Source organism: Erythrobacter sp., from assembly GCF_035194505.1.
GTDB lineage: Bacteria > Pseudomonadota > Alphaproteobacteria > Sphingomonadales > Sphingomonadaceae > Erythrobacter.
On the sequence record NZ_CP136573.1, the window covers coordinates 473378 to 498480 of the forward strand.

A 25103-nucleotide genomic window follows, 5' to 3' on the forward strand; every position below is an offset into this window, starting at 1 on the left:
GTCAGCGATCCCTCGCCATATCGAGGGTGGGATCCCCGCTGTTGTCAGTCACAGGGGCCACGACCGCCGCATCACGCTCGGCTTGCCCCAGGAACCGGCGTCGTTCCGCAGCCCAGGCTGCGGTGCAGATATCGACTGATGCCGCCTCAAAGCCTAGGGCGGCGCAATAGGCGAGGGTGGCCTTTGTATCGTCTCCGGCTTCATGTGCCGCGGCGATGACATCGCCTGGCGGTGGCGCAGGCTCTTCATCGCCGTAATCAGATGATTGAAGAAGCGCTGCTTGGCGGATTCAAACGCCGAGCGGGCCGCAGACTTGGCCTGTGCGTTGAGCGTGCCCTCGCTGCTTGTGACGTTGGCGGCCTCTGGCGCGCGTGGTTGTCGGTGACTGAGAAGGCCATGAGCTGTTCGAGTGTGATGCCGTCCTCACCATAGATCTCGAGCAGGGTGGGCGAGACCGACGCGAGCCGCAGGCGCTGGCGTACGGTCGAGACAGAGACGAAGAACCGCGCGGCGATGTCTTCCTCGGACAGGCCCGCTTCGATCAGCGCGCTGAAGGCACGGAACTGGTCGAGCGGATGCAGCGCGACGCGCATGACGTTTTCGGCGAGTGAGTCCTCTTCGGCGATCCCGGCTTCGCGCACGACGCAAGGGACCGGCTGATGGGCCTTGGACCGCGCCAATGCGGTGATGCCCTGTACGAAATCGAAGATCGATTCCGGCGGGCGGCCTTCCTCGGCGAGGACGGTCTCGATGATCCGGCCGGTTTCAGCCTTGGAGAATCCGCGCGCCCGGAGGAAATCCTGCCGGTCTTCGTCACTACGTGCGACAATTCGCTCCCGCGCGGTCTTGATGCCGTTGATGAACGGCTGCGGCGAGGAATTCGCGAAGTTCAACAGCGCCGGTTCTGCTTCGTGGGCAAAGCGGTTGGCGGCATACTTGCTGTGGCGAATGCTGATCTCTTCGAAGTCCTCCACCCCCCACAGGTTCCGGTTCTGGCAGACCGCGCGCAGGTAGAAGCTCGCCATGCCGAGCGTCTTGGCGCCGACCTCGGAGTTCCAGCAATAGAACCCGCGGAAGTAGAGATCGGGCGATCCGTCGGGCAGCCGCCCGGCTTCGATCGGGTTGAGATCATCGACCAGAAACACGAAGACGTCGCGATCCGACGCGTAGAGCGTGGTCGTATCCTTCGAGATGTCGACGTTAGGGTTGTAGACCCCGGTCGACCAGTCGAGCACGCCTGGAACCTTCCAGCGTGTGTCGCCGGTGCCGTTGCCAGCGATCTTCTGCACCGCTTCGACGAGCTCATGGTCGTAGATCCGGCCGTAATCGGGGCCCGTCACGGCGCGCAGTTCGAGGCGGCCCCCGGAAACCGCATCGTCGGTTTCGAGCGTCTTGATCTGCTCGGCTCGGTTGGAGGTCAGCCCGTATTGCAGATTGATCGCGGCGAGCGGCGCCGGAAGTTGGCGTAGATAGGCAGCAGGAGCGCCTACCTGGCTGGCCAGTTGCCCAAAGCTCCAGTGGGTTGGCGTCACCGGTGCCTCTGCACCCGGCAACATGAGAGCCAGGCGTTCCGGATCATTGCGGTTTGCTTCGACATGTATCAGCGCCGTCTCGACCACGCGCGTCCGGCTCCGGTCAGACCGACCGCGCACTGATCGGGCCAGATCGCCCAGTGACAGAAACCGCTCGTCACCTGGGCGCGAGAACCACTCCGAAGACACCCGACTCACGCGCGAGCCGCGCGAGACATCGACCTTGTAACCGCCGCTTGAGTCGCGGCGCGTATCGAGAACCTGCATATCCATGGGAAATCTCCATGACGGCTGGCCGGGAGCCTCTCTCTCGACCTTCATCCCGTCACGGCGAAGCCCGCCAGACTCTCACTCTCCCCCCTCAAAGCTTACAACCGCGCGAGCGGCCAGCGAGATCGCCAAAGCAAGAAACTGCACCCTGAAAGAGGCGGAGCATCATGCCATCGCTCGCGCAGGCGGAAAGCCGGGGCCTGTCGGCTTTCCCGGCCTGCGCTTTGTTCCATGTCCGTCGGTTCAGAGTGCGTGCGGGGCCCTTGTCGTGAAACGCCGCGCCCGCAGGAGTGCGCCGGAACGGCGCACGGGACCGAGCGCGCCGCCAGCCCCGCTCCTTGTTTAGGGGCGTTGCGGGGTGTCCCCGCTGAGGTGGGTGTGAAGAAGATGCACAGCGGCTTCGACCAGGGAGGAAACCTCCTCCCGCACATCGAAAATCAAGCTTCTACGCCAGGCTACGAAACACGTTGATTACGTGGCGATTAAGTGGCGCTCGACAGCCCCTTGGAAGGGGTGTATATTTGCACCTAAGTCGTTGAGAAGTTTGGTGGACGCACTAGGGCTCGAACCTAGGACCCGCTGATTAAGAGTCAGCTGCTCTACCAACTGAGCTATGCGTCCATTCCGATCTGGTCGGAAACCCGCGAAACCGTGCCGCAGACGGCCCTTGATTCGCGTGAGGCGCTGCATTTAGCGGCTCTCGCTCCGATGGCAAGAGCCTATTCGCGAAAACCCGCGATCAGTTCGCCAGGCCGCGGCGCGGGGCGTCCTGGTTCCAGCGGTTGACCATCATCAACAGGCCGATGCAGATCATGTTGGTCATCATCGATGAGCCGCCATGGCTCATCCACGGCAGGGGAATGCCCTTGGCCGGCGCCATGCCCATCACCATCAGCAGATTGATCGCGATGTAGAAGAAGATCGTCGCGGTCGCTCCTGCGGCGAGCAGGGCGCAGAAGCGGTCCTGCGATTCGCGCGAAACCTTGGTCCCCCACCACAGGATCATCCCGTACATCGCCAGCACGAACAGGCCGCCCATCAGCCCCCATTCCTCGGCCATGGTTGCGAAGACGAAATCGGTGTGCGGTTCGGGCAGATATTCGAGGTGGCTCTGGGTGCCGTTGTTGAAGCCCTTGCCGAACAAGCCGCCCGATCCGATCGCGATCTTGGACTGGGCGATGTGATAGCCTGCGCCGAGCGGATCGCTTTCGGGATCGAGAAAGGTCGTCACGCGGGCGCGCTGATAATCATGGAGCGCGAAGAAGAACACCAGCGGCATGGCCGCGACCAGCCCGCCGCCGGCCATCAGGAACCACCACAGGGGCAGGCCGGCAAAGAACATCACGACCACCCCGCCAAAAGCAATCGCCACCGAGGTGCCAAGATCGGGCTGCATCAGCACCAGGCCCATCGGCAGGGCGATCAGGCCGCCAGCCGGCACCAGCGAACGCCACGATCCGATCATGCCGGGCGGCAGGGTCTCGTAGAAGCGCGCCATGGCCAGCACCACCGCTGGCTTCATCAGCTCCGAAGGCTGGATGCGAATCGGCCCGAATTCGAGCCAGCGCTGGCTCCCTCCGCCAACCGCGCCGACCACATCGACGCCGAGCAGCATCACCAGCACCATCAGATAGGCGGGGTAAGTCAGAACCCGCACCGCCTCGCGCGGCATGGAGGCGATGATCCCGGTCATCACCATGAACACCCCGAAGCGGATGAAATGTGAGGTGGCAAAGGGCTGCATCGAACCGCCGCCCGCCGAATAGAGCACCAGCCCGCCAAAACAGGTGAGCAGCAGCACCGGGATCAGCATTTCCCAGGGCTGGCGGGCCATCGGCGCAGGGACGATCCCGGTCGCGCCGCCAAGGGTGGTGTTGTTCATTGCGGCGTGCTCCCGGTCGCGGCGGCAGCGGGAGCTGCAGGCGCAGGGGCAGGGGCGGCGGCAGCGGCGGCGGGCGCTGCGGGATCAGTCGGAGCCGTACCCGTCGTTGCCCCAGGGGTGCTCGAAGGATTGGCTTCGGGTCTTGGGGCGATCACCTGGTTGGCGATGGCTTCCGATTGCTGCGCAGCCAGGCGGGCTTCGGCCTCGACCCGGTCGAAGATATCCTCCTCGCGCCGCGGCGGACGGCTGACAGTCGTGCCGCGCGCTGCGGCATAGGCCGCGTAACGCGCATCGAGCCGCTGCTGCGCGGTGCCGCCCCATCCGGCCTCGAGCGAGCGCAGCGCGTCCATCCCCTTGGCCGGATCGAACAGGAAGGTCATCACATCGCGCGCAATCGGATAGGCCGCGCCCGAGCCGCCGCCATGCTCGATCACCACCGCGCCCGCATAGCGCGGGTTGTCATAGGGGGCGAAGAAGATGAACAAGCCGTGGTCGCGATATTTCCAAGGGCCGGATTTGCCGTTCGAGATCGACAGCGAGACGACCTGCGCCGTGCCCGTCTTTCCCGCCATCAGCGTACCATCGATCGGCAGCCGCGCGCGGCCGGCCGTGCCGGGACCATTGACGACATCGCTCATTGCCTTGCGGACATATTCCACCTGCTCGGAGGGGAAGTCGATATTGTCGAAGCCCTTGGGCGCGGTCTCGAGGTTCAGGCGCGGCATCACGTGGCGCCCGGTCGCAAGCCGCGATGCCATCACTGCCAGCTGCAGCGGGTTCGAGAGCATGTAGCCCTGCCCGATGGTGGCGTTGACCGTGTCGAAGGTCTGCCACTCGCGGCCCCATTTCTTCATCTTCCACGCCGGATCGGGCACGGTGCCGTAGAACTGGCTGATGACGGGGAGCGGGAATTCCTGCCCCATGCCGCAGCGCCGGGCCATGGCCGCAATCGGGTCCATCCCGACCCGCTGGGCCATTGCGTAGAAATAGACGTCGCAGGACTGGTAGATGCCCTTGGCCATGTTGACCGCGCCATGCCCGCGCCGGTTCCAGCAGCCGAATACGCGATTGCCGACGCGCAGGCCCCCGCCGCAGAACACGGTCTCTTCCGGATCGACACCGGCCTGCATCAGCGCCATCGACACCATCGGCTTGACGGTCGAGCCGGGCGGATAGAGCCCCTTCAGAACCTTGTTGCGCAGCGGGACGCGCTCGTCCTCGCTCAGCATCGCATATTCCACCCCGCCGATGCCGTCGGAAAAGGAATTGGGATCGAAGCTGGGCATCGAGGCCATGCACAGGACGTCACCGCTGCGGCAGTCCATCACCACCACCGAGCCGCTTTCCAGTCCAATGCGGCGTGCAGCGTAGTCCTGCAAAGGGCCGTCGATAGTGAGCCGGATCGGCTGCCCCTGGACATCCTCGCGGGTTTCGAGATCGCGCACGATACGCCCGCCCGCGGTCACTTCCACCCGCCGTGCGCCGGGCACACCGCGCAGATCCTTCTCGAACTTCTTCTCGAGCCCGTCCTTGCCGATCTTGTAGCCCGGCGTGATCAGCAGCGGATTGGGGTCTGCCTTGAACTCCTCGGCCGAGGCCGGGCCGACATAGCCGATCAGATGGCCGACGCTGCACCCGGTCGGATAGAAGCGCGAAAAGCCGCGCTGCGGCACCACGCCTTGCAGATCGGGCAAGCGCACGCTGACGGCGGCGAATTGTTCGTAATCGAGCCCGCTGGCGACCTCGACAGGTTGGAAGCCGCGCGCCTCGGCGACCTTGGCCTTGATGTCGGCGATCCGCGCAGGCTCGAGGCTGAGGAGGGTGCCGAGGCGGTCGATTGTGGCTTCGGGATCGGACAGGCGCTCGGGAATGATGTCGACGCGGAAGTCAGCGCGGTTCGAGGCGAGCGGTGCGCCGTCGCGATCAAGGATCCACCCGCGCCGCGGCGGAATGAGGGTGAGATTGACGCGGTTGCTCTCGGACTCGAGGCGGTATTTCTCGTTCTCGGCAATCGCCAGATAGCCCATGCGCGCGGCCAGCAGTACGCCGATCCCGCCTTGCACCGTGCCGATCAGCACAGAGCGCCGCTCGAAGGATGAGCGCAGGATCGAGGCGTTGATCATTTTGGCAGGGCGGGAAGCGCCCTTGCCGCTGAGGAACGGCAGCTTCACCCGATTCTCCGTGCGCGGGCGAGCCGGAAACGGTCAAGACTGGCCACCATACGCGCCAGTATCGGATAGAGCAGCACCGACAGCAAGGCCTGCGGCATGGCTACCACCAGCATTTCCGGTGTCAGCTTGGCGCCCGACAGCATCAGGCTGGCGAGCCAGACGATGGTGGCCGCGAGCCCGGCGGAGAACCAGTCCTGGAAGAAGCCGCGCCACGGAAAGCGCGCCTCGATCAGTTCGATCGCGATCAGCGCGAGCGACCACAGCAGCATGGCGCTGCCGAAAGGCTGGCCGCTGAACAGATCGTCGAACGCTCCAAGCGGCGCGCCGATCCACAGTGGCAACAGGCCCGGTCGCACCATCCGCCATGCGAGCAGCATGAGCAAACCCAGCGGTGGTACCAGCGGCATCACATCGGCCAGCACCAGTGCCGGTAGCAGCGATGCCAGCATGATCGAGACATAGGGTACCAGCCCTGCGCGGAGCGGGGACTGGGTGCGGTTGATGCGGCTGCCATAGCGATCGGAGCGGGCGTTCGGATTGAGCCGCTCCATCAGTCGCTGTCCTCGAGGGCAGCGGCATCGGACGCACTCGGTGCGGGGGAGGGAACAGAGGTTGCCGGCGCCGGGTCAAGCGGCGCGCGTGCCGATTGCAGCGCGGCCACAGCTTCGGGCTGATGGACCGGCTCGACCGCGACAAAGCCGATCGCCGAAGGTTCGGCCACCAGCCGCGCCAGCCCGCCATCGGGCGTGGTCTTGGTGATGATCGCCACCGCGACGCCGGGCCGGTAATAACCGCCCGCACCGCTGGTCACCATCAGATCGCCGGGCTTCAGGGGATTGATCCCGAGATTGACCAGCCGCACCCGCAGCATCCCGTCGCCGCGCCCCTCGGCAAAGGCGACGACATCGCCCTTGGCGCGGCGCACCGGCAGCACGCTTTCGCTATCGGTCAGCAGCAACACGCGCGAAGCCTTGCGCCCGGTTTCGAGCACGCGGCCGATCACCCCGCGCTCGGACATCACTGGCATGCCTTCGGCAACGCCATCGCTGCTGCCCGCGCCAAGATAGGCAAGGCGGCGTCCGCTGGTGGCGCTGGAACCGACCAGCCGCGCCACGGCGACCGGCTTTACGTCCTTGTCGCCAAGCCCGAGCAGCGCCTTCAAACGGCGGTTCTCGTCCTTCACCGCCTCGGCCTCGGCCAGACGGATGCGGGCAAGCTCCATTTCCTCGCGCAGCGCCGCGTTCTGGCTTCCGGCGCGGAAATAGGCGGTGATGCCGCTGAACAGGCCCTGCCGCCCATTGCGCATGGCGGCGCTGGCCTCGCCTGCTGGGGCAACGATGTCGCCCGCCAGCCCGCGCAAAGGGGCAAAGGCGGTGGGTTGCCACAAGGACAGCATCAGGAGCGCAAGGCCCGCCAGCGCACCGGTGCCCGCCAGCAGATAGGCGGCGAACACCGAGAACTGTGCCTTCTTCGAGAAGCCCGACCGTCGCGATGAAGGCGGCGCCATGGCTTTTCCGTCCCTTCTGCCAGATCCCCCGGCGTCAGGCCGATGGGGCTTACGCCGTCATCAGCACGCCGCGGTAGACCGGATCCTCCATCGCCCGGCCGGTGCCGATGGCGACACAGGTGAGCGGATCCTCGGCGACCGAAACCGGCAGGCCGGTCTCCTCGCGCAGGTGCTCGTCCAGACGGCGGATCAGCGCGCCGCCGCCGGTCAGCACAATGCCCTGGTCGACGATGTCGGCAGCCAGTTCCGGCGCGGTGTTTTCCAGCGCGATGCGCACGCCTTCGACGATCGCGCCGATCGGTTCGCTGAGCGCCTCGGCAACATGCGCCTGGTTGATGGTGATTTCCTTGGGCACGCCGTTGACGAGATCGCGGCCCTTGAGCGTGATCGTCTCGCCGATCCCGTCCTCGGGGATCATGGCGATGCCGTAATCCTTCTTGATCCGCTCCGCCGTGGCATCGCCGATCAGCAGGTTGTGGTGACGGCGCACATAGCTGACGATGGCCTCGTCCATCTTGTCACCCCCGGTGCGAACCGAGGTGGTGTAAGCAAGGCCGCGCAAGGAGAGCACGGCGACTTCGGTGGTGCCTCCGCCAATATCGACCACCATCGAGCCGACCGGCTCGGTCACCGGCATGTCGGCGCCGATGGCCGCAGCCATAGGCTCGAGGATCAGGTGCACTTCGGATGCGCCCGCATTGGAGGCCGCATCGCGGATCGCGCGCTTTTCGACCGAGGTCGAGCCCGAGGGCACGCAGATCACGATTTCGGGATAGCGGAACAGGTTGCGCTTCCCGTGGACCTTGCGGATGAAGTGCTTGATCATCTCTTCGGCGATTTCGATGTCGGCAATCACGCCGTCGCGCAGCGGGCGGATCGCCTCGATGCTGTCGGGGGTCTTGCCCATCATCATCTTGGCATCATCGCCCACGGCCTTCACGCGCTTGATCCCGTTGATCGTCTCGATCGCGACCACCGACGGCTCGTTCAGCACGATCCCCTGATCCTGCACATAGACGAGGGTGTTGGCGGTCCCGAGATCGATCGCCATGTTCTGCGAGCCGAACTTGAAGAGATTGGACAGGAAGCTCATGTCGGTTGGTGTTCCAATGGTGGCGGGGCAGGACTGCAGGCCATAGATGGGGATGGCTGCAGGGGTTTTCGACCCGGTTGTGACATCAAGCGCCCCGCCTAGCGAATCCGCAGCCAAAAGGCCAAAATAATTGTGGCTGTCCTTGGTGATTTCTGGGCCTTCACCCTCGTTTTTGCGACCGCCGACGGCTAGCGTGCGACAAATGCCCGAAATCCGCCGCCTCCCGTCCGCTCTGGTGAACCGCATTGCTGCGGGCGAGGTGGTCGAACGCCCGGCTGCCGCGCTGAAAGAGCTCGTCGAGAACGCGATTGACGCCGGTGCGCGGCGAATCGGCGTGGTGCTGGCCGATGGCGGTCTCGCCCGGATCGAAGTGGTCGATGACGGCTGCGGCATGGGCCCTGAAGGCATGGCGCTGGCGCTGGAACGGCACGCGACTTCCAAGCTGCCCGATTCGCTGATCGGCCCGGATGGCGCGATCGAACTGGTGACCACCCTGGGCTTTCGCGGCGAGGCGCTGCCCAGCATCGCCAGCGTCGCACGGTTGACCATCGAGAGCCGCGAGGCTGGCGCACAGGAAGGCTGGCGCCGCATGGTGGATCATGGCGCCTTGCTGGCGGACGAGCCCGCCGCGCTGCCGCCCGGCACCCGCGTGCGGGTCGAGGAGTTGTTCGCCAAGGTCCCCGCGCGCCGCAAGTTCCTGCGCTCGGCCCGCAGCGAATATGTCGCCTGCCTCGATGTGGTGCGCCGCCTTGCCATGGCGCGGCCTGATGTGGGCTTCACGCTGGAAACGGCAGGCGAGGGGGCCAAGCGCACGGTGCTGTCGCTTCAGGCCGGTGAGGAGTTGGCGACCCGCGTGGCGCGGATCATCGCGCACGAGCTGAAGGACAATTCGGTCGCAATCGAACTCGCGCGCGAAACGCCGCACGGGGTGATGCGGCTGACCGGCGTGGCGGGCCTGCCGACCTGGAACCGCGGCGTGGCCGATCACCAGTACCTCTTCGTCAATGGCCGCCCGGTGAAGGACCGCCTGCTGGTGGGCGCAGTGCGCGGGGCCTATGCCGACATGCTGGCGCGTGATCGCCACGCGGTGCTGGCGCTGTTCCTCGATCTGCCGCCGCAGGATGTCGATGTGAACGTCCACCCGGCCAAGACCGAAGTGCGGTTCCGCGACAGCGCCGGGGTGCGCGGGTTCATCGTCTCGGGGCTGCGGCAGGCGCTGGCGACGGGCGACCGGCGCTCTGCGCAGACACCCGACAGGGGCGCAATGGCGCGGTGGCAGGCAGAGCCGGTTACTACCGCTCCCGCTTCTGCATCGCCGCTGTTGGAAAGCATCTTCTCCGGACGAGACTGGACCGCGCCGCAACCGCGCCTCGGCGAAGCGCGCCCTGCATGGACCGCGCCGTTGGCCCAGCCACAGGGCCGCGCCGAAGAAGCCGCGCCTGTTCCAGCTGAGGCACAGAGTTACCCCCTCGGCATCGCGCGCGGGCAAGTGGCGAACACCTATATCGTCGCGGAAGCGCCGGACGGGCTGGTGCTGGTCGACCAGCACGCCGCGCATGAACGCCTCGTGCTCGAACGCCTTCGCGCCGCCGGTGCCGCCGACGATGTACGGCGCAGTCAGGCCTTGCTGGTCCCCGATGTGGTCGAGCTGGACGAGGTCGATTGCGACCGCTTGGAGGACGCGGCGGAAGGCCTCGCGCGCTACGGCCTCGTGATCGAACGCTTCGGGCCAAGCGCCATGCTGGTCCGAGCGCTCCCTGCCGCCCTTCCCAAGGCTGATAGCACCGCGCTGCTACGCGACCTTGCCGACGATATCGCCAAGCATGGCAAGCAGGAGGACAGCGGCGCGTTGCTGCTCGCCGAGCGCCTAGAACTCGTGCTCGCGACCATGGCCTGCCACGGATCGGTGCGGGCAGGGCGCACGCTCAGCGTAGCGGAGATGAACGCCCTGCTGCGCGAGATGGAAGCCACCCCGCGCTCAGGCCAGTGCAATCATGGCCGCCCGACTTGGGTGAAGCTCAGCATGGAAGACGTCGAGAAGCTGTTCGGGCGGCATTGAGCCACCGCCGCACCCTCAAACGTTGAACTTGAAGAGCAGCACGTCGCCGTCCTGCACGACATATTCCTTGCCTTCCTGCCGCAGCTTGCCCGCTTCCTTCGCGCCCGCTTCGCCGCCGAGGGCGATGTAGTCCTCGTAGGCGATGGTCTCGGCGCGGATGAAGCCGCGTTCGAAGTCTGAGTGGATTTCGCCGGCTGCCTGCGGGGCCTTGGCGCCATCGGGGAAGGTCCAGGCGCGGGCTTCCTTGGGGCCGCAGGTGAAGAAGGTCTTGAGGCCTAGCAGCTTGTATCCGGCGCGGATCACGCGGGCGAGACCGCTTTCGGTGAGACCGAGGGCTTCGAGGAATTCAGCCCGGTCTTCCACCGGCATGGCGACCAGTTCGGCCTCGATCGCAGCCGAAACGACCACGGCCTGCGCGCCTTCGGCCGCCGCCTTGGCGAAGACCTTGGCCGAGAGCTCGTTGCCCTCTGCCGCGTCTTCTTCCGCCACATTGCACACGTAAAGCACGGGCTTGGCGGTGAGCAGCTGGGCCTGCTTGAACAGGCGGGCTTCCTCGTCATCAGCTGGCACAGTGAGGCGCGCGGGCTTGCCGTCGCGCAGCAGCTCAAGCGCCTGTCCGAGCACGCTCGCCATCGCCTTGGCTTCCTTGTCGCCCGCTGCCCCGCGCTTGGCCGCCGCGGGCACACGCTTTTCGAGACTTTCGAGATCGGACAGCATCAGCTCGGTCTCGACCACTTCGGCGTCCGCAATGGGATCGACCTTGTTGGCGACATGCTGGATGTCGTCATCCTCGAAGCAGCGCAGCACATGAACCACCGCGTCAACCTCGCGGATATTGCCGAGGAACTGGTTGCCCAGCCCTTCGCCCTTGCTCGCGCCCTTCACGAGGCCCGCAATGTCGACAAAGCCGAGCTGGGTCTCGATGATCTTGGCGCTCTTGGCGATTGCGGCGATCTTCTGCAGGCGCTCGTCCGGCACGGCGACCTGCCCGACATTGGGTTCAATGGTGCAGAAGGGATAATTGGCCGCCTGCGCCGCCTGCGTCTCGGTGAGCGCATTGAACAAAGTGGACTTGCCCACATTCGGCAGGCCGACGATCCCGCAACGGAAACCCATGATGATTGTGCCTTGGCTAGCTGGAAAGGGCAGGCCCTTAGCGCCGCTTGGCCGCCATGGCCAGAGCGTCAGCTATCATGCACCGCACGGATCAGCGGGCCATAGGGCGAATTGCCGAGCCATTCGCTCTGCACCTTTGCGGTCACTTCGTTGATCGGCACCTGCGGCTTGTTCCCGGGCGAGACCGGCAGACGCAGTGGGCGCGTGCCGGGGGCCTGTGCGATCAGGCCGGAAATGGCGTGGGCGACATCCATCGGATCATTGCGGCGGCCCGAGCCGTCCTCCTTGCCCATCTGTGCCACCTGCTGCGGGTAGCCGTCGGTGTACTTCGCATCGGCCCGTTCCTTGAGCGCGACGGAATAGGCATTGCGGTTGACCCACACCCGCGTCGGATAGCCGCCCGGCTCGATGATCGAGACGTCGATATTGTGCGGCACGAGTTCATAGGCGAGCTGTTCGCTCATCGCCTCCAATGCGAATTTGGTGGCAGAATAATGTCCTGAATACGGCGTGATAACGCGCCCCAGCTGGCTGGATATCTGGATGATCTGGCCCGCGCCCTTCTGCCGCATCCCCGGCAGCACCGCGCGCGCCATGCGGTGGGGCCCGAAGACATTGGTCTCGAACATCAGGCGGGTGGCCTCCATGTCCTGCACCTCGATCGGGGAGGTGATGCCGATGCCGGCATTGTTGACCAGCACATCGATGGGGCCGTCGTTCATCTCCATCGCCATCTCGACGCCGCGCGCGCAGCTTTCATCCGAGGACACGTCGATCCCGATGATCGCGATGGCGAGCCGGTCCATGCGCGCGATTTCGGCAAGCTCGAAGCCTTCGGGCCGCGGGAGCCCGCGCATTGAGGCAAACACGCGCGCGCCTTGCCGCGCCAGCAATTCCGCCGCGAGCCGCCCGAAGCCCGAGGAGCAGCCGGTGATCAGCACGCTCTTTCCGGCAAGGCTGACCGCGGGACTGCTTCCCTCGTCAGCGGCCATCGCCCGGGTGCCGGCGACCAGCGAGGCGGTGGCGGCGGCTCCGGCAAGCAGCGTGCGGCGGTCGAGGGTCATGGGGCAATCCTTGGCTGGCGAATATCAGGCGAGGTTATTGGCTTTGCGCCATTGTGCAAGCGCATCCGGCGAGCGCAGGCGGATCACCTTGTCGGCATAGGGCGCGATATGCGCTTCGGTGCGCACGCGCGGACCGGTGTTCCAGTTCATCACATACCAGAAGAAGGCGAGGTCGAAGCGCTCGGGGCAGCCTTCGGGCACGTCGGGCCGCGATTGGCCGCGCAGGGTGACGATCCGCTTGATCAGCCGCGCAAGGCACAGGCGGATCGGGAAGTCGAGATAGATCACCGTGTCCGCCCGTTCGAGCCGCGGGGGAAGGACGCTTCCGTAATTGCCCTCGATCAGCCAGCGCTCGCCCGCCACCGCCTCGGCCAGACGGGCGCGCAGTTCGGCCTTTTCGGTCTCGACCCAGCCTGCCTGCCAGCCGAGCTGGTCCATATGGATCAGCGGCAGGCCCATGCGCGGAGCAAGCTCGCGGGCTAGGGTGCTTTTGCCCGAACCGCAGGGGCCGATGATGATGACGCGGTTCATGTGGTGCTCGTTTCCGTCTGCTGACGCTTCAGATATTCGCGCCGCTTGCGCTTCAAATAGGCGGTCAGCGCGATGCCGCCCTTTTCCATGCCGGGGTGGATGAGATAGCCCTTCACCCATAAATTGCACCAGTGGCGGACAGGCAGGTTCGAGCCGTCCACTTCGATGCCGACATGATAACCGGGCGCGCGATAATTGTGCCGCTTGGTGATCTGCGTGATCTCGTCCCAGGTGATGTCATGGGTGTAGAGATTGCCGATGATTCTCAGCCCCCGCGCATCGAGCTCCACCCGGTAGGTGAACAGCGCATTGAGTGCGATCACGAAGGCCAGCCCCATCACGCCCGACCCGATCAACAGGATGGGCGCTCTCCACCATCCGCCCGGCTCGGCGAGGATATCAACGGCGGCCATGGCCATGACGGCACAAAGCACCGGAAACACGCCGATCGGGATAAGCATCATGCAATGCGCCCACCAGCGCCGCCGGATGGTGATGACGCTGCCGGACATGGTCAGTCCTCAAGGATCGGCAGCAACCGGGAATCGCTAATTGCAGCCGTGCGGTGGGCGGTGATGCGCTGGCTTTCGGGATCGCTGGCAAAGGCAAGAAACGCTGCCTTGCTCGCCTGCCGAACCAGAAGCACGTGATCCCAGTTCTCGTCTTGCGGACCAATCAGGAACGGCGCGCACGTTCCCGAAAACAGCACTGCGCCGCCGCTCGCTTCCAGCAGGGGCAACATCTCGCGCATGTAGCGGGCATAGGCTTCCCGCCCGGTCGTGCCTCCGGCGGGTTCGAGTTCGGGCGCATGGGAATAGTCGGCCCGCTCGCGGAACCGGAGCAAGTTGAGCATCAGCACCGGGCCTCTATCCGGCGATCCGAAGAACGCGGCGCCCTGCTGCGAGCTGACGTCGAGATAGGCGCGCGCTTTAATCATGGGGATCAGTCCTGCATCCTCAGCGCCACATCATTCATGAAGCGCACGTCATCACCCTTGGCGAGCCACTCCGCCTCCGAACCGATCGCGCCGAGCATGGCGACGAGATCGTCCTGTTCGTCCTTCGCAAAGTTGCCGAGCACATGGCCGGTGACCCTGTCCTTGTGCCCCGGGTGGCCGATGCCGAGCCGGATGCGGCGGAATTCGGGTCCGCAATGCTGGTCGATGGAGCGCAGGCCATTGTGGCCCGCATGTCCGCCGCCCTGCTTCACCTTGACCTTGAAGGGGGCAAGATCAAGCTCGTCGTGGAACACGGTGAGCGCGTCCGTGCCAAGCTTGTAGAAGCGCAGCGCCTCGCCCACCGCCCGGCCGCTTTCGTTCATGAAGGTCGCAGGCTTCAGCAGCAGCACCTTGCTTGTGCCGATCCGCCCCTCCTGCGCCCAGCTGGAGAACTTCTTTTGCACGGGGCCGAAAGCATGCATCTCGGCAATGACGTCCACCGCCATGAAGCCGACATTGTGCCGGTGGAGCGCATAGCGCGGTCCGGGATTTCCGAGGCCGACCCAGATCTGCATGATGTGCTCCTACTTGCCTCCCGCATAAAACGAAACGCCGGACTTCCCGTAAAGGAAGCCCGGCGTCGATAAGCCATGAATGGCATCGCGTCGCTTAAGCGGCGGCTTCGCCTTCGCTGCTCTTGAGGCCCGACGGGGCGATCACGGTGGCGATGGTGAAATCGCGGTCGGTGATCACGCTCGACACGCCCTTGGGCAGGGTCACGCTGCTGATGTGGATCGAATCGCCGATTTCGCGGCCGGTCACATCGATCTGGATTTCTTCAGGGATGTCGGCGTTGGGGCACAGCAGATCAAGCTCGTGGCGCACGATGTTGAGCACGCCGCCCTTCTTGAGGCCCGGCGAGGCGTCTTCGTTGACGAACACCACCGGCACGGACACTTCGACCTTGCTGTCGCCGGTCAGGCGCAGGAAGTCGACGTGAAGCGGGCGGTCGGTCACCGGGTGGAACGCAACATCCTTGGGCAGAGTGCGAATGGTCTTGCCACCGATCTCGATGTTGACGATCGAGTTCATGAAGTGGCCGGTGCCAAGCTGGCGCACCAGTTCCTTCTGCTCGACGTGGATCAGGGTGGGTTCTTCCTTGCCGCCATAAATGACAGCAGGGGTCCGACCATCGCGGCGAATTGCACGGGAGGCTCCCTTGCCAGCCCGTTCGCGCGCTTCAGCCGGCAGGGTAAGAGTCTCGCTCATACATTTGCCTTTCGAATGCGTGTTTGAAGTTCAGTCATCACGGCGCGACCGCCTCCAGGGATGACCGGAAGCGCCGAAGCGCGGGCCCTTAGAGAGGGAAAGGCGAAAAGGCAAGCCGATTGGGCCGGGTCAGGGGATGCGCGTGACACGGTATCCGCGCGCGCGCAAGCTGGCGGCAAGGCCGTCCGGGCCGATCAGATGCGCCGTGCCGACCGCCACCAACGGCTTTGGTTGCTGCGCCAGCATGGCGGCAATGCTGGCATCCCAGCGCCGGTTGCGCGCCACAAGCAGCGCCTCGCGCAGAGCCGGATCGGTCATGATCCCGGTCGTCCCGGCGGCCAGTAGGGTGGTCTCGTCACCCGTCAGCCATGCCTTGCGCAGTTGGAGAGCGCGGGTCTTGGCCGCTTCGGCATCGCCGACGACCGCTACCAGCATGGTGCGCTGGACGCTTTCGGGAAGGGTGTCGAAGATCGCGAGCTGGCCGGCTGCACCCTCTAGCTCGCGGACTTTGTCAGACGGGAAGCTGCGGATCAGCGCGCGGTCGACCCCGTTGGCAGGATCGCCTTCGGCATCGATCCGTGCGAGCATCAGGGCCGCAGCCCAGGTTTCGGTATCGGTAAAGCTGACCGCATCCATGCCGCCGCGCTCCAGCATGGCAGCAAGGCGAGGGCGCAGATCGGCGGGAAGGCGGGCGTCGAGCGGCGGAAGGCCGGGGGTGCGGGCGAGCGCCGAAAAGGTGCGCGCCACCCTGTCGCCATCGTCAAGCGCGGCAATCTCGACCACCAGAAAATCGGCATCGCCCGCGACCCTGGAGATCGCGGGCGTCTGCCACTCGGTGCCATCGGGGAGGGCGTGAATGGTGCCGAGCATCCAGCCCTCCACCGCGCCATCGCTGCTGGCGATTTCATAGAGCAGCGGGTTGGGGGGAGGCGCCGCTTGCTCCTCGCCGGGGGCATTGCTGCATCCGGCGAGGGCAAGGAGAAGGAGCGGGACGATGATCGCTGCAGAGCAACGTCCGATCATCGCCCGGATCGCAAGGGTCATTACTTGACCCGGGTCACGGCAATGCCCTTGCCGGCGAGGTAGTCCTGCACGCTCTTGGCGCCCGCAAGGTGGCCTGCGCCGACCGCGATGAAAATGGTGCCCGGCTTGTCGAGGCGGGTGTCGATCCACTCGGCCCAGTTGGCATTGCGGCTGTAGAGCAGCGCTTCGGCCACGGCCGGATCGCTCATGCCCTCGTTCATCACCGCAGCCAGGCCTTCGGCATCGCCCTCGGCCCATTCGGCGACCATGCGATCGAGCGTCGGCTTGACCTCGTCCATGCCCTCGACCGCTTCCATCATGAAGGCGACCTGCGCTTCGGTCGACATGCCGTTGAAAATGCCGAGCTGGAATTCGGCAGTCTCGAGCGCGCCCTGGCCCTTGGTCCCGGCCTTGCCGAGCAGCACCTTCTCGACCCCGCTATCGGGGGTGTAACCCTGCTGCATCAGCGGCAGCAGCGAGAGGGTGAGGCCGGCGAGCCACGGCTTGAGCGGATCGAAGGCAGCCGGCGGGGCGCCAAGCTTGGCAAGGCCGGCCTCATAGGCGGCAGTCTGCTCCGGGGTGAGCAGCGAGCGCAGGGTGGTGCCTCCCGGAAGCATGCCGAGCTTCATGGTGAGCTGCTGCATCTCGGCCTCGCTGGCCTTGTCCATCTTGATCTCGGTGACGATCATGTCCGAGCTGTCGAGCGCCTTGGCGATGGTGGTGTCATACCAGTCGATGCCCTGGGGCAGCACGTGCACCGTGCCGAACAGGTAGATCGTGGTGTCCTCGTCGGCGACCTTCCACAGCGCGGGGCCAGCCGGCTTGGCGGCAGGGGTGGCAGCGGCGGTTGTAGCGTGATTATCGGCCAGCGCAGGGCTGGCGGCAAACAGCGCCAGAGGTGCAGCGGTGAGAGCAAGGAGAGAGGTAAGTTTCATGGTGGTTCCTTTCTTGAGGGTATGAGAAAACAGCAGGCTAGTTAAGAAGAATTGCAATCGTGCGGTCGCGGTCAGGCCCGCCACCAGGCGTAGAGATAGGCGACCATCATCCCGACAAATCCGAGCAGCCACACTCCGAAGGGGTTCGGCGCGGAACCGAGCCCGCCAGCGTGAAGCACGGCCCACATCGGGAACCCTGCCAGCACCGCGACGCAGCCACCGGCGAAGCCGATAAGGTTATGCTCGCGCTTCATCTCGTCGATCGTCCGGAAGCCCCAGAGCGGCAGAACCGCAAAGCCGAACAGCACCAGTATCGCGAGCAGGATCGCCACCGCCGGATCGAGGGAGAGCTTGTCCCAGTCGTTGCTGAACAGGCTTCCGTCGCCCTGATCGAAGGCGCCGGTGACAAGCCCGATGATCCCGCCGACCATGACGGCAACGCCGAAATAGAGCATCTGGCGGCGCTGGCGCTGGCGGGTGCGCGCCTCGCCGGGGCCTTTGGTTTGGATTTCATCAGGGGTCATGCGCCGCCACAGCCGCAGGGCCGTAAAGGCAGCGGCGCCAATCGCGAGGGCGAGAGCACCGATGATGGCGAAATCCCGCGCAGCCGGATCACCCTTCTCGATCATCACACTGACGTAGCCAACCATGGCTGCGGCAAGGAAAAGCACCACGATGCCAGCGCCAAACGCCAAGACTATGCAGCCGAGCAACTGGAATCCTTCGGGCGCTTGGGAGTCGCTGCGAGGGGGATCAATATTCGTCATGGAAAATCTCCTCGATCCGCATGTCGAACAGACGCGCAATGCGGAAGGCGAGAGGAAGGGAAGGATCGTGCTTGCCGGTTTCGATGGCGTTGACGGCCTGGCGCGAGACATCGAGTCGTCCGGCCAGTTCCGCCTGGCTCCAGTCGCGTTCGGCGCGCAGCACCTTGAGGCGGTTTTTCACGGCCTCACATTCCCAGCGTTGTGGCAACCTTGGCGAGGATGCTGCCGATCGCATAGCCGCTCATGGCGAGCAGGGCGAGGGCGTGCAAGCGCTTGAGGCTGATCGTTTCGGTAAGGGTATTCATCAGGACACTCCATCAGGTTCGCCTGACCATATGTCAGGTATGCATGACTATATGTCGCGATTCGCTGACCATGTCAAGCAGTCCTGACTTTCTGTCGCTAGAACGTGACCATCGGTTCGCACATCCACGCTTTGCTGCACTGCGGCGTTGACGCTCAGGGGGTGTTCCGCCATGGCGAGCCGCCATGAGTGCTGCCCTGTCTTTTACCCCTGCACCGCGCGATCCTGCGCGCTCGTTTCAGGACATGATCCTGACGCTCCATGATTTCTGGAGCGCCAATGGCTGCGTCATCCTGCAGCCCTATGACATGCGTATGGGCGCGGGCACGTTTCACACCGCGACCACGCTGCGCGCCTTGGGGCCGGAGCCGTGGAATGCGGCCTTCGTCCAGCCCTGCCGCCGCCCAACCGACGGGCGCTATGGCGAGAACCCCAACCGGCTCCAGCATTACTATCAGTATCAGGTGATCCTGAAGCCTTCGCCGTCCGACATTCAGGAGCTCTATCTCCAGAGCCTCGCCGCGATCGGGATCGATCCGCTGGCGCACGACATCCGTTTCGTCGAGGACGATTGGGAAAGCCCGACATTGGGCGCATGGGGGCTGGGCTGGGAGGTCTGGTGTGATGGGATGGAAGTCACCCAGTTCACCTATTTCCAGCAGATGGGCGGCTTCGATTGCAAGCCCGTCGCGGGCGAGCTGACCTACGGGCTTGAGCGCTTGGCGATGTACATCCAGGGCGTCGACAACGTCTATGACCTCGCGTTCAACACGGCGGGCGTGAGTTACGGCGACGTGTTCCTCGAGAACGAGCGCCAGATGTCGAAGTGGAACTTCGAGGTCGCCGATACCGAGACCCTGTTCGAAGGCTTCCGCCGGGCCGAGGCCGAGTGTCTGCGCTCGCTCGAAGCGGGCGTGCCCATCGCCGCCTATGAACAGGCGATCGAGGCCAGCCACCTGTTCAACCTGTTGCAGGCGCGCGGCGTGATCTCGGTGCAGGAACGCGCCAGCTACATGGGCCGCGTGCGCGACCTCGCGCGCTCCTCCTGCGAGGCCTATGCCGCCAAGATGACGCCGGAATGGGAAGCGAAATATCCCGGGTGGAGTCTCGTCTGATGGCCGACTTCCTGTTCGAATTGCGCTGCGAGGAAATCCCCGCCCGGATGCAGCCCAAGGCCAAGGAAGACCTTGCGCGGCTGTTCACCGATGCGCTGGACAAGGCCGGGTTGAAGGCAGCGTCGGTTGAGGCCTTTGCCACGCCGCGCCGTCTGGCCCTGATTGCCAAGGACCTGCCGCTGGCGACCGCGGCTGTGAGCGAGGAAACAAAGGGCCCCAAGGTTGGCGCGCCGCCGCAGGCACTCGAGGGATTTCTGCGCAAGGTCGGCCTCACCGCTGAGCAGCTGACCGAGCGTGACGGCGTCTATTTCGCCGTTGTCGAGAAGCAGGGCCGCGACACTGCCGAGGTGCTGGCCGAAACCATCCCCGCGATCATCCACGCCTTTCCCTGGCCCAAGTCGATGCGCTGGGGCGCAGCTTCGCTCACCACCGAAAGCTTGCGCTGGGTGCGCCCGCTTTCGGGGATCATCGCGCTGCTCGATGGCGCGGTGGTGCCTTGCGAGGTTGACGGGATTGCGAGCGGCCGCACCACCATGGGGCATCGCTTCCACCATTCCGGCCCGGTCGAGATCGCCGACGCAGGCTCCTATGTCGAAACCCTGCGCGCCGCCCATGTGATCGTCCATTTCTCCGAACGCTGCCAGCGCATCCGCGAAGGCGCGGCGAAGGCTGCGGCTGAGGCTGGCTTGACGCTGGTCGCCGACGAAGGCCTGGTGATCGAGAACGCGGGCCTTACTGAATGGCCCGTGCCGCTGCTCGGCCGGTTCGACGAGACCTTCCTCGACGTGCCGCCCGAAGTCATCCAGCTTACCGCGCGGGTGAACCAGAAGTATTTCGTGTGCGAGGATAGCGCCAAGGATTCGGGGGGCAAGCTCGCCAACGCCTTCGTCTGCACCGCGAACATCGATCCGGTCGACCCCGCCGTGGTGGTGGACGGCAACCGCAAGGTGCTCGCGGCGCGGCTGTCGGACGCGCGTTTCTTCTGGGAGCAGGACCAGAAGACGCCGCTCGCAGTTCATGCCGAAAAGCTTGCGCGCATCACCTTCCACGAGAAGCTCGGCACCGTCGCCGACAAGGTCGAGCGCGTGGCCAAGCTGGCGCGCTGGCTGTGCGAGGAGGGGATTGTCGCAGGCGACCCCGCACTGGCCGAACAAGCCGCGCGCCTGTGCAAGGCCGATCTCGTCACCGAAATGGTCGGCGAGTTCCCCGAATTGCAGGGCCTTATGGGCGGCTACTACGCCGCGAAGGAAGGTTTGACGTCTGAGGTCGCCGAGGCGATCCGCGATCACTACAAGCCGGTCGGGCAGGGCGATGACGTGCCGACCGCGCCGGTGACGGTGGCTGTGAGCCTAGCGGACAAGCTGGATACGCTGCGCAGCTTCTTCGCGATTGACGAAAAGCCCACCGGCTCGAAGGATCCCTTCGCGCTGCGCCGTGCTGCGCTTGGCATTATCCGCATCATCACCGAAAACGGGTTGCGGATGGGTGTTGCCGAGGGCGAACTCCTCGACTTCTTCGCTGACCGCCTCAAGGTCCAGCAGCGCGAAGCCGGTGTCCGCCACGACCTGATCGACGCAGTGTTCGCGCTCGGCGGGGAGGACGATCTCGTCCGCTTGCTCGCCCGCGTCCATGCGCTGCAAGCCTTCGTCACCACCGAGGACGGCACCAACCTCCTCGCGGGCTACAAGCGCGCGGCCAATATCCTCAAGAAGGAAGGCTTCGAGGGGAAGGGCGAATTGGCAGCTATCGCCTACACGCCCGATCCGGCAGAGGCCGCGTTGATCGCCGCGCTCGCGGACGCCGCGCCGCGTGCTGCGGCGGCTGTGGATGCGGAGCAATTCGCCGATGCGATGGCTGCGCTCGCCAGCTTGCGTGCGCCTATCGATCGCTTCTTTGAAGACGTCACCGTCAACGATGCCGATCCGTACAAGCGCACCGCGCGCCTCGCGCTGCTGGGCGCGTTCCGCGATGCTGTCCACCGGGTTGCCGATTTCAGCCGCATTGAAGGATGATCCTTCTCGCCTCTCCACCATTCCAGCGGGAACTGCCATGACGTTGAAGACGGTCTATGTATTCGGAGGCTCTGCCGACCATTCTGACCCGCGCCAGAAGGACAAGACCATCGTCGGCGGCAAGGGCGCGAACCTTGCCGAGATGGCCAGCATCGGCCTGCCGGTGCCCCCGGGCTTCACCATCACGACCGAGGAATGCATCGCCTATCTGAAGGATGGCGCGGATTTCTCTGATGGTTTGCGCAGTGCGGTCGCGTCGGCTCTGACCCATGTCGAGGCCACCGTTGGCAAGAATTTCGGCGATGCCGCCGATCCGCTGCTGGTGTCGGTGCGTTCGGGTGCGCGGGTGTCGATGCCCGGGATGATGGACACCGTGCTCAACCTCGGGCTCAATGATGCGACCGTGGAAGGGCTCTCGGCCTCCAGTGGCGATGCGCGTTTCGCGTGGGACAGCTACCGCCGCTTCATCCAGATGTATTCGGACGTGGTGCTCGGCATTGATCACGGGCTGTTCGAGGAAGCGCTGGAGATCGCCAAGGAAGACAAGGGCTTCTACAACGATACCGAATTGAACGCCGCCGATTGGCAGGCGCTGGTGCACGAATACAAGGGCATCGTCGCGGACGAACTCGGCAAGCCTTTCCCGCAGGATGTGCACGAACAGCTGTGGGGCGCGATCCGCGCCGTGTTTGACAGCTGGGATTCTGACCGCGCCAAGGTCTACCGCCGGTTGAACGATATTCCGGGCGACTGGGGCACTGCGGTCAACGTTCAGGCGATGGTGTTCGGCAACATGGGCGAGACCAGCGCCACCGGCGTTGCCTTCACCCGCGATCCGGCCACCGGCAACCGCGCCTATTACGGCGAATATCTGATTAATGCGCAGGGCGAGGACGTGGTGGCGGGGATCCGCACGCCGCAATACCTCACCCTAGCCGCACGCGAGGCCGCCGGGGCCAAGCCGCTCTCGATGGAAGAGGCGCTGCCGGAGGCCTATGCCGAGCTCGCCCGCGTCTTCGATCTGCTCGAACTGCACTACAAGGACATGCAGGACATCGAGTTCACCGTTGAACGCGGCAAGCTGTGGATGCTCCAGACCCGTTCGGGCAAGCGCACTGCCAAGGCTGCACTCAAGATGGCGGTCGAGATGGTGGGCGAAGGCCTGATCGACGAGCGCGAGGCGGTGCGGCGGGTCGATCCGATGGCGCTCGATCAGCTCCTCCACCCCACGCTCGATCCCAAGGCCGAGCGACACGTGCTGACCACCGGCCTGCCTGCATCGCCGGGCGCGGCGGCGGGCAAGATCGTGCTTGATGCTGATACGGCGGAGCAATGGGCCGGGCGCGGTGAGAAGGTCATTCTGGTGCGGGTCGAGACCTCGCCCGAGGACATTCACGGCATGCACGCAGCCCAAGGCATCCTGACGGCGCGCGGCGGCATGACGAGCCACGCTGCCGTGGTTGCGCGCGGGATGGGCCGGCCTTGCGTCTCGGGTGCAGGTGCGGTTTCGATTGACCGGGCGAGCCGCAGCTTGCGCATCGGTTCGACCGAGCTGAAGGAAGGCGATGCCATCACGCTCGACGGGGCGACGGGGCAGGTGATGCTCGGCATTGTGCCGACGGTCGAGCCGGAGCTGGCTGGCGATTTTGGCGTGCTGATGGTGTGGGCGGACAAGCTGCGGCGCATGAAGGTGCGCACCAATGCCGAAACGCCTGACGATTGCCGGATGGCGCGCCAGTTCGGCGCGGAAGGCATCGGGCTGTGCCGCACCGAGCATATGTTCTTCGAGGCAAGCCGCATCAGCGCGGTGCGCCAGATGATCCTCGCCGATGACGAGGCCGGCCGCCGCCGCGCGCTCGAAAAGCTGCTGCCCGAACAGCGCGCCGATTTCACCGCGATCTTCGAGGTGATGGCGGGTCTGCCTTGTACAATCCGTCTGCTCGATCCGCCGCTCCACGAATTCCTGCCCCATGCGGACGAGGAATTCGCCGAACTGGCCGATGCCACCGGCCTCGGAGTCGATCACTTAAAGCGCCGTGCGGGTGAACTGCATGAATTCAACCCGATGCTCGGCCACCGCGGCTGCCGCCTCGGCATAACCTTCCCCGAAATCTACGAGATGCAGGCGCGCGCGATCTTCGAGGCCGCCTGTGCGGTGAAGACCGCGAGCGGCGAGGCGCCGCTGCCTGAGATCATGATCCCGCTGGTCGCCACCAAGCGTGAGTTGGCGCTGCTGCGCGCGCTGGTCGAGCGCACGGCGGACGCGGTGTTCCTCGAAACCGGCGTGCGGGTCGATTATCTCGTGGGCACCATGATCGAACTGCCGCGCGCCGCGCTGATGGCGGGCGAGATTGCCGAAGAGGGCGCGTTCTTCTCCTTCGGCACCAATGATTTGACGCAGACCACCATCGGCGTCAGCCGCGACGATGCTGCGCGCTTCCTCTCGGTCTATGTCGACAAAGGCATCTTCCCGCGCGATCCGTTTGTCAGCCTGGATATCGAGGGCGTTGGCCAGCTTGTCGAACTGGCGGCAGAGCGCGGGCGGGCGACCCGACCCGACATCAAGCTCGGCATCTGCGGCGAGCATGGCGGCGATCCGGCGAGCATCGCCTTCTGCGAGAGCGTCGGCCTCGATTACGTCAGCGCCTCGCCCTACCGCGTGCCGATCGCGCGGCTTGCAGCGGCCCAGGCAGCGCTGGCGCGGGGCTAGGTTCCCGCGAGCGATCGCCGCCCGGTCAGGGTGACGATCTCGAAGCTCTCGGAAACCTTGCCATCCGCGTCGGCGTGCGCGGAAAAGGCGGCGCGGGCGCGGGCGAGGGCCGCTTTTCCCAGCGGCGCGGCGGGTTTGGCAAGGGCATTGCCGAGGCCCTGATCGCGCAGGTCGGCAATCAGCCGGTCGAGTGAGGAATAACGCACCGTCAGGTGGTGCGTGTCGACCACAGGGTCTTTCCAGCCTGCGCGCTGGAGCAGTGCGGGCGCGGCGCGCGGATCGACCAAGGGGTGGATGCGCGCTGCCGGACGATCAGGCTCGGCGGCGAACATCGTGGCGCGCAGGGCAGGCAGGCTTTGGCCGCCAATGAAATGGGCGATCACCAGCCCGGCAGGCGCGAGCGCATTGCGCGTGTGGATCAGCGCGCCGGGCAGATCATTGATTGCATCGAGCAGGCCCGCAACGACGATGAGATCAAGGCCTGTGATGGGCCAGGGCTGCTCGGGATCGAGGGTTTCCGGTGTTTCGACCTCGGCCCCTGTGGCGGCAAGTTGGCGGGCAAGATCGCCGGTCCAGTCGCCAAGCACCAGCGCACGGCCCGGTGCATGGCGCAGGAAGGCGAGCCGTTCGAGAGTATCCTCGATCCAGTCGTCGGCAAGAAAGCGCGCGGCATCTGCTTGTCCGAGCCGGCTGCACGCACGGACAAAGCGCGCCTCGCGGCGGCGCGCTGCAAAGATCGTCGGGATAGCCGGGGTGTTCATCCGCGACGCCCTGCCGCGCTTGCCAGCCGAGTGCAAGCCATGCGA

The 25103-nt window shown here is 65.4% G+C and carries 22 protein-coding genes, 1 tRNA gene and 2 pseudogenes; 4 read left to right on the forward strand and 21 right to left on the reverse strand.

Annotation, left to right across the window (positions count from 1 at the left end; genetic code table 11):
* Nucleotide 1: 1 nt before the first annotated feature.
* The 9 genes and pseudogenes from trbK-alt to RSE14_RS02465 all read right to left on the reverse strand — a co-directional run bounded on the left by trbK-alt (nucleotide 2) and on the right by RSE14_RS02465 (nucleotide 8455).
* On the reverse strand, nucleotides 2-289 hold the full coding sequence (gene trbK-alt, locus RSE14_RS14825; protein ID WP_416379373.1) for a putative entry exclusion protein TrbK-alt: 288 nt from the start codon (nucleotides 287-289) through the stop codon (nucleotides 2-4).
* 73 nt (nucleotides 290-362) lie between these two features.
* Nucleotides 363-656: pseudogene (locus RSE14_RS02430) on the reverse strand (ParB/RepB/Spo0J family partition protein); the annotation flags it as partial.
* Nucleotides 657-1805, reverse strand: a pseudogene (locus RSE14_RS02435) (DUF932 domain-containing protein); the annotation flags it as partial.
* Nucleotides 1806-2347: 542 nt separating this feature from the next.
* Nucleotides 2348-2423, reverse strand: a tRNA-Lys gene (locus RSE14_RS02440).
* A 118-nt stretch (nucleotides 2424-2541) separates the two neighbouring features.
* Complete coding sequence (gene rodA / locus RSE14_RS02445; protein ID WP_324075655.1) at nucleotides 2542-3684, reverse strand: rod shape-determining protein RodA; 1143 nt, start codon at nucleotides 3682-3684, stop codon at nucleotides 2542-2544.
* Nucleotides 3681-5807 (reverse strand): penicillin-binding protein 2, encoded by a 2127-nt coding sequence (mrdA, locus tag RSE14_RS02450; protein WP_324076800.1) that lies wholly within the window; start codon nucleotides 5805-5807, stop codon nucleotides 3681-3683. The genes rodA and mrdA overlap by 4 nt, the downstream gene beginning before the upstream one ends.
* A 44-nt stretch (nucleotides 5808-5851) precedes the next feature.
* Complete coding sequence (mreD, locus tag RSE14_RS02455; protein WP_324075656.1) at nucleotides 5852-6406, reverse strand: rod shape-determining protein MreD; 555 nt, start codon at nucleotides 6404-6406, stop codon at nucleotides 5852-5854.
* The gene (gene mreC / locus RSE14_RS02460) at nucleotides 6406-7362 is read right to left on the reverse strand and encodes a rod shape-determining protein MreC (protein WP_324075657.1); all 957 of its coding nucleotides are present in this window, start codon (nucleotides 7360-7362) and stop codon (nucleotides 6406-6408) included. Before mreC ends, mreD begins: the two co-directional genes overlap by 1 nt.
* 49 nt (nucleotides 7363-7411) lie before the next feature.
* Nucleotides 7412-8455, reverse strand: coding sequence for a rod shape-determining protein (locus tag RSE14_RS02465; RefSeq protein ID WP_324075658.1), 1044 nt, complete (start codon nucleotides 8453-8455; stop codon nucleotides 7412-7414).
* A gap of 202 nt (nucleotides 8456-8657) precedes the next feature.
* Here RSE14_RS02465 and mutL point away from each other — a divergent pair, with 202 nt between their 5' ends.
* A complete protein-coding gene (mutL, locus tag RSE14_RS02470; protein WP_324075659.1) occupies nucleotides 8658-10514 on the forward strand; it encodes a DNA mismatch repair endonuclease MutL in 1857 nt (618 codons plus the stop codon).
* A 15-nt stretch (nucleotides 10515-10529) separates the two neighbouring features.
* Here mutL and ychF read toward each other — a convergent pair whose 3' ends face one another.
* The 11 genes from ychF to RSE14_RS02525 form a co-directional block, all read right to left on the reverse strand.
* Nucleotides 10530-11630: a redox-regulated ATPase YchF gene (gene ychF / locus RSE14_RS02475; RefSeq protein ID WP_324075660.1), complete on the reverse strand. Its 1101-nt coding sequence runs from the start codon at nucleotides 11628-11630 to the stop codon at nucleotides 10530-10532.
* A gap of 68 nt (nucleotides 11631-11698) precedes the next feature.
* The gene (locus tag RSE14_RS02480) at nucleotides 11699-12694 is read right to left on the reverse strand and encodes an SDR family oxidoreductase (RefSeq protein WP_324075661.1); all 996 of its coding nucleotides are present in this window, start codon (nucleotides 12692-12694) and stop codon (nucleotides 11699-11701) included.
* Nucleotides 12695-12718: 24 nt separating this feature from the next.
* Nucleotides 12719-13225: an AAA family ATPase gene (locus RSE14_RS02485; protein WP_324075662.1), complete on the reverse strand. Its 507-nt coding sequence runs from the start codon at nucleotides 13223-13225 to the stop codon at nucleotides 12719-12721.
* A complete protein-coding gene (locus RSE14_RS02490) occupies nucleotides 13222-13737 on the reverse strand; it encodes a hypothetical protein (protein ID WP_324075663.1) in 516 nt (171 codons plus the stop codon). Before RSE14_RS02490 ends, RSE14_RS02485 begins: the two co-directional genes overlap by 4 nt.
* A gap of 2 nt (nucleotides 13738-13739) precedes the next feature.
* Nucleotides 13740-14162 carry a DUF1330 domain-containing protein gene (locus tag RSE14_RS02495; RefSeq protein WP_324075664.1) on the reverse strand — a complete coding sequence of 141 codons (423 nt, stop codon included), beginning with the start codon at nucleotides 14160-14162 and terminating at the stop codon, nucleotides 13740-13742.
* 5 nt (nucleotides 14163-14167) lie between these two features.
* Nucleotides 14168-14737 carry an aminoacyl-tRNA hydrolase gene (gene pth / locus RSE14_RS02500; protein WP_324075665.1) on the reverse strand — a complete coding sequence of 190 codons (570 nt, stop codon included), beginning with the start codon at nucleotides 14735-14737 and terminating at the stop codon, nucleotides 14168-14170.
* A 94-nt stretch (nucleotides 14738-14831) separates the two neighbouring features.
* Nucleotides 14832-15431, reverse strand: coding sequence for a 50S ribosomal protein L25/general stress protein Ctc (locus tag RSE14_RS02505; protein ID WP_324075666.1), 600 nt, complete (start codon nucleotides 15429-15431; stop codon nucleotides 14832-14834).
* Nucleotides 15432-15560: 129 nt separating this feature from the next.
* A complete protein-coding gene (locus tag RSE14_RS02510) occupies nucleotides 15561-16475 on the reverse strand; it encodes a TraB/GumN family protein (RefSeq protein WP_324075667.1) in 915 nt (304 codons plus the stop codon).
* On the reverse strand, nucleotides 16475-17389 hold the full coding sequence (locus RSE14_RS02515) for a TraB/GumN family protein (protein ID WP_324075668.1): 915 nt from the start codon (nucleotides 17387-17389) through the stop codon (nucleotides 16475-16477). Before RSE14_RS02515 ends, RSE14_RS02510 begins: the two co-directional genes overlap by 1 nt.
* Nucleotides 17390-17460: 71 nt before the next feature.
* On the reverse strand, nucleotides 17461-18063 hold the full coding sequence (locus RSE14_RS02520; RefSeq protein ID WP_324075669.1) for a hypothetical protein: 603 nt from the start codon (nucleotides 18061-18063) through the stop codon (nucleotides 17461-17463).
* A 79-nt stretch (nucleotides 18064-18142) separates the two neighbouring features.
* Nucleotides 18143-18337: a helix-turn-helix transcriptional regulator gene (locus tag RSE14_RS02525; protein WP_324075670.1), complete on the reverse strand. Its 195-nt coding sequence runs from the start codon at nucleotides 18335-18337 to the stop codon at nucleotides 18143-18145.
* Nucleotides 18338-18645: 308 nt separating this feature from the next.
* On the opposite strand from RSE14_RS02525, the gene RSE14_RS02530 reads away from it, so the two are divergent.
* Genes RSE14_RS02530 through ppdK form a run of 3 tightly spaced genes read left to right on the forward strand, consistent with a single transcriptional unit; the run spans nucleotide 18646 to nucleotide 24297 of the window.
* A complete protein-coding gene (locus RSE14_RS02530; protein WP_324075671.1) occupies nucleotides 18646-19575 on the forward strand; it encodes a glycine--tRNA ligase subunit alpha in 930 nt (309 codons plus the stop codon).
* Nucleotides 19575-21587, forward strand: coding sequence for a glycine--tRNA ligase subunit beta (glyS, locus tag RSE14_RS02535; RefSeq protein WP_324076801.1), 2013 nt, complete (start codon nucleotides 19575-19577; stop codon nucleotides 21585-21587). The genes RSE14_RS02530 and glyS overlap by 1 nt, the downstream gene beginning before the upstream one ends.
* A 37-nt stretch (nucleotides 21588-21624) precedes the next feature.
* On the forward strand, nucleotides 21625-24297 hold the full coding sequence (gene ppdK / locus RSE14_RS02540) for a pyruvate, phosphate dikinase (RefSeq protein ID WP_324075672.1): 2673 nt from the start codon (nucleotides 21625-21627) through the stop codon (nucleotides 24295-24297).
* On the opposite strand, the gene RSE14_RS02545 is transcribed toward ppdK, so the two are convergent.
* The gene (locus tag RSE14_RS02545) at nucleotides 24294-25058 is read right to left on the reverse strand and encodes a class I SAM-dependent methyltransferase (RefSeq protein ID WP_324075673.1); all 765 of its coding nucleotides are present in this window, start codon (nucleotides 25056-25058) and stop codon (nucleotides 24294-24296) included. The two genes, ppdK and RSE14_RS02545, sit on opposite strands and share 4 nt — an antisense overlap.
* Between the last annotated feature and the right edge of the window lie 45 nt (nucleotides 25059-25103).

Excerpts from the sequence above, each read along its gene's own strand:
- RSE14_RS02495 (WP_324075664.1), bottom strand. The coding sequence starts at position 14,162 with ATGATTAAAGCGCGCGCCTATCTCGACGTCAGCTCGCAGCAGGGCGCC.
- RSE14_RS02530 (WP_324075671.1), top strand. The coding sequence starts at position 18,646 with ATGAGTGCTGCCCTGTCTTTTACCCCTGCACCGCGCGATCCTGCGCGC.
- ppdK (WP_324075672.1), top strand. The coding sequence starts at position 21,625 with ATGACGTTGAAGACGGTCTATGTATTCGGAGGCTCTGCCGACCATTCT.
- RSE14_RS02485 (WP_324075662.1), bottom strand. The coding sequence starts at position 13,225 with ATGAACCGCGTCATCATCATCGGCCCCTGCGGTTCGGGCAAAAGCACC.
- mreC (WP_324075657.1), bottom strand. The coding sequence starts at position 7,362 with ATGGCGCCGCCTTCATCGCGACGGTCGGGCTTCTCGAAGAAGGCACAG.
- mreD (WP_324075656.1), bottom strand. The coding sequence starts at position 6,406 with ATGGAGCGGCTCAATCCGAACGCCCGCTCCGATCGCTATGGCAGCCGC.
- RSE14_RS02465 (WP_324075658.1), bottom strand. The coding sequence starts at position 8,455 with ATGAGCTTCCTGTCCAATCTCTTCAAGTTCGGCTCGCAGAACATGGCG.
- RSE14_RS02505 (WP_324075666.1), bottom strand. The coding sequence starts at position 15,431 with ATGAGCGAGACTCTTACCCTGCCGGCTGAAGCGCGCGAACGGGCTGGC.
- pth (WP_324075665.1), bottom strand. The coding sequence starts at position 14,737 with ATGCAGATCTGGGTCGGCCTCGGAAATCCCGGACCGCGCTATGCGCTC.
- mrdA (WP_324076800.1), bottom strand. The coding sequence starts at position 5,807 with ATGATCAACGCCTCGATCCTGCGCTCATCCTTCGAGCGGCGCTCTGTG.
- RSE14_RS02545 (WP_324075673.1), bottom strand. The coding sequence starts at position 25,058 with ATGAACACCCCGGCTATCCCGACGATCTTTGCAGCGCGCCGCCGCGAG.
- glyS (WP_324076801.1), top strand. The coding sequence starts at position 19,575 with ATGGCCGACTTCCTGTTCGAATTGCGCTGCGAGGAAATCCCCGCCCGG.
- ychF (WP_324075660.1), bottom strand. The coding sequence starts at position 11,630 with ATGGGTTTCCGTTGCGGGATCGTCGGCCTGCCGAATGTGGGCAAGTCC.
- rodA (WP_324075655.1), bottom strand. The coding sequence starts at position 3,684 with ATGAACAACACCACCCTTGGCGGCGCGACCGGGATCGTCCCTGCGCCG.
- RSE14_RS02480 (WP_324075661.1), bottom strand. The coding sequence starts at position 12,694 with ATGACCCTCGACCGCCGCACGCTGCTTGCCGGAGCCGCCGCCACCGCC.
- RSE14_RS02490 (WP_324075663.1), bottom strand. The coding sequence starts at position 13,737 with ATGTCCGGCAGCGTCATCACCATCCGGCGGCGCTGGTGGGCGCATTGC.
- mutL (WP_324075659.1), top strand. The coding sequence starts at position 8,658 with ATGCCCGAAATCCGCCGCCTCCCGTCCGCTCTGGTGAACCGCATTGCT.
- RSE14_RS02515 (WP_324075668.1), bottom strand. The coding sequence starts at position 17,389 with ATGAAACTTACCTCTCTCCTTGCTCTCACCGCTGCACCTCTGGCGCTG.
- RSE14_RS02510 (WP_324075667.1), bottom strand. The coding sequence starts at position 16,475 with ATGACCCTTGCGATCCGGGCGATGATCGGACGTTGCTCTGCAGCGATC.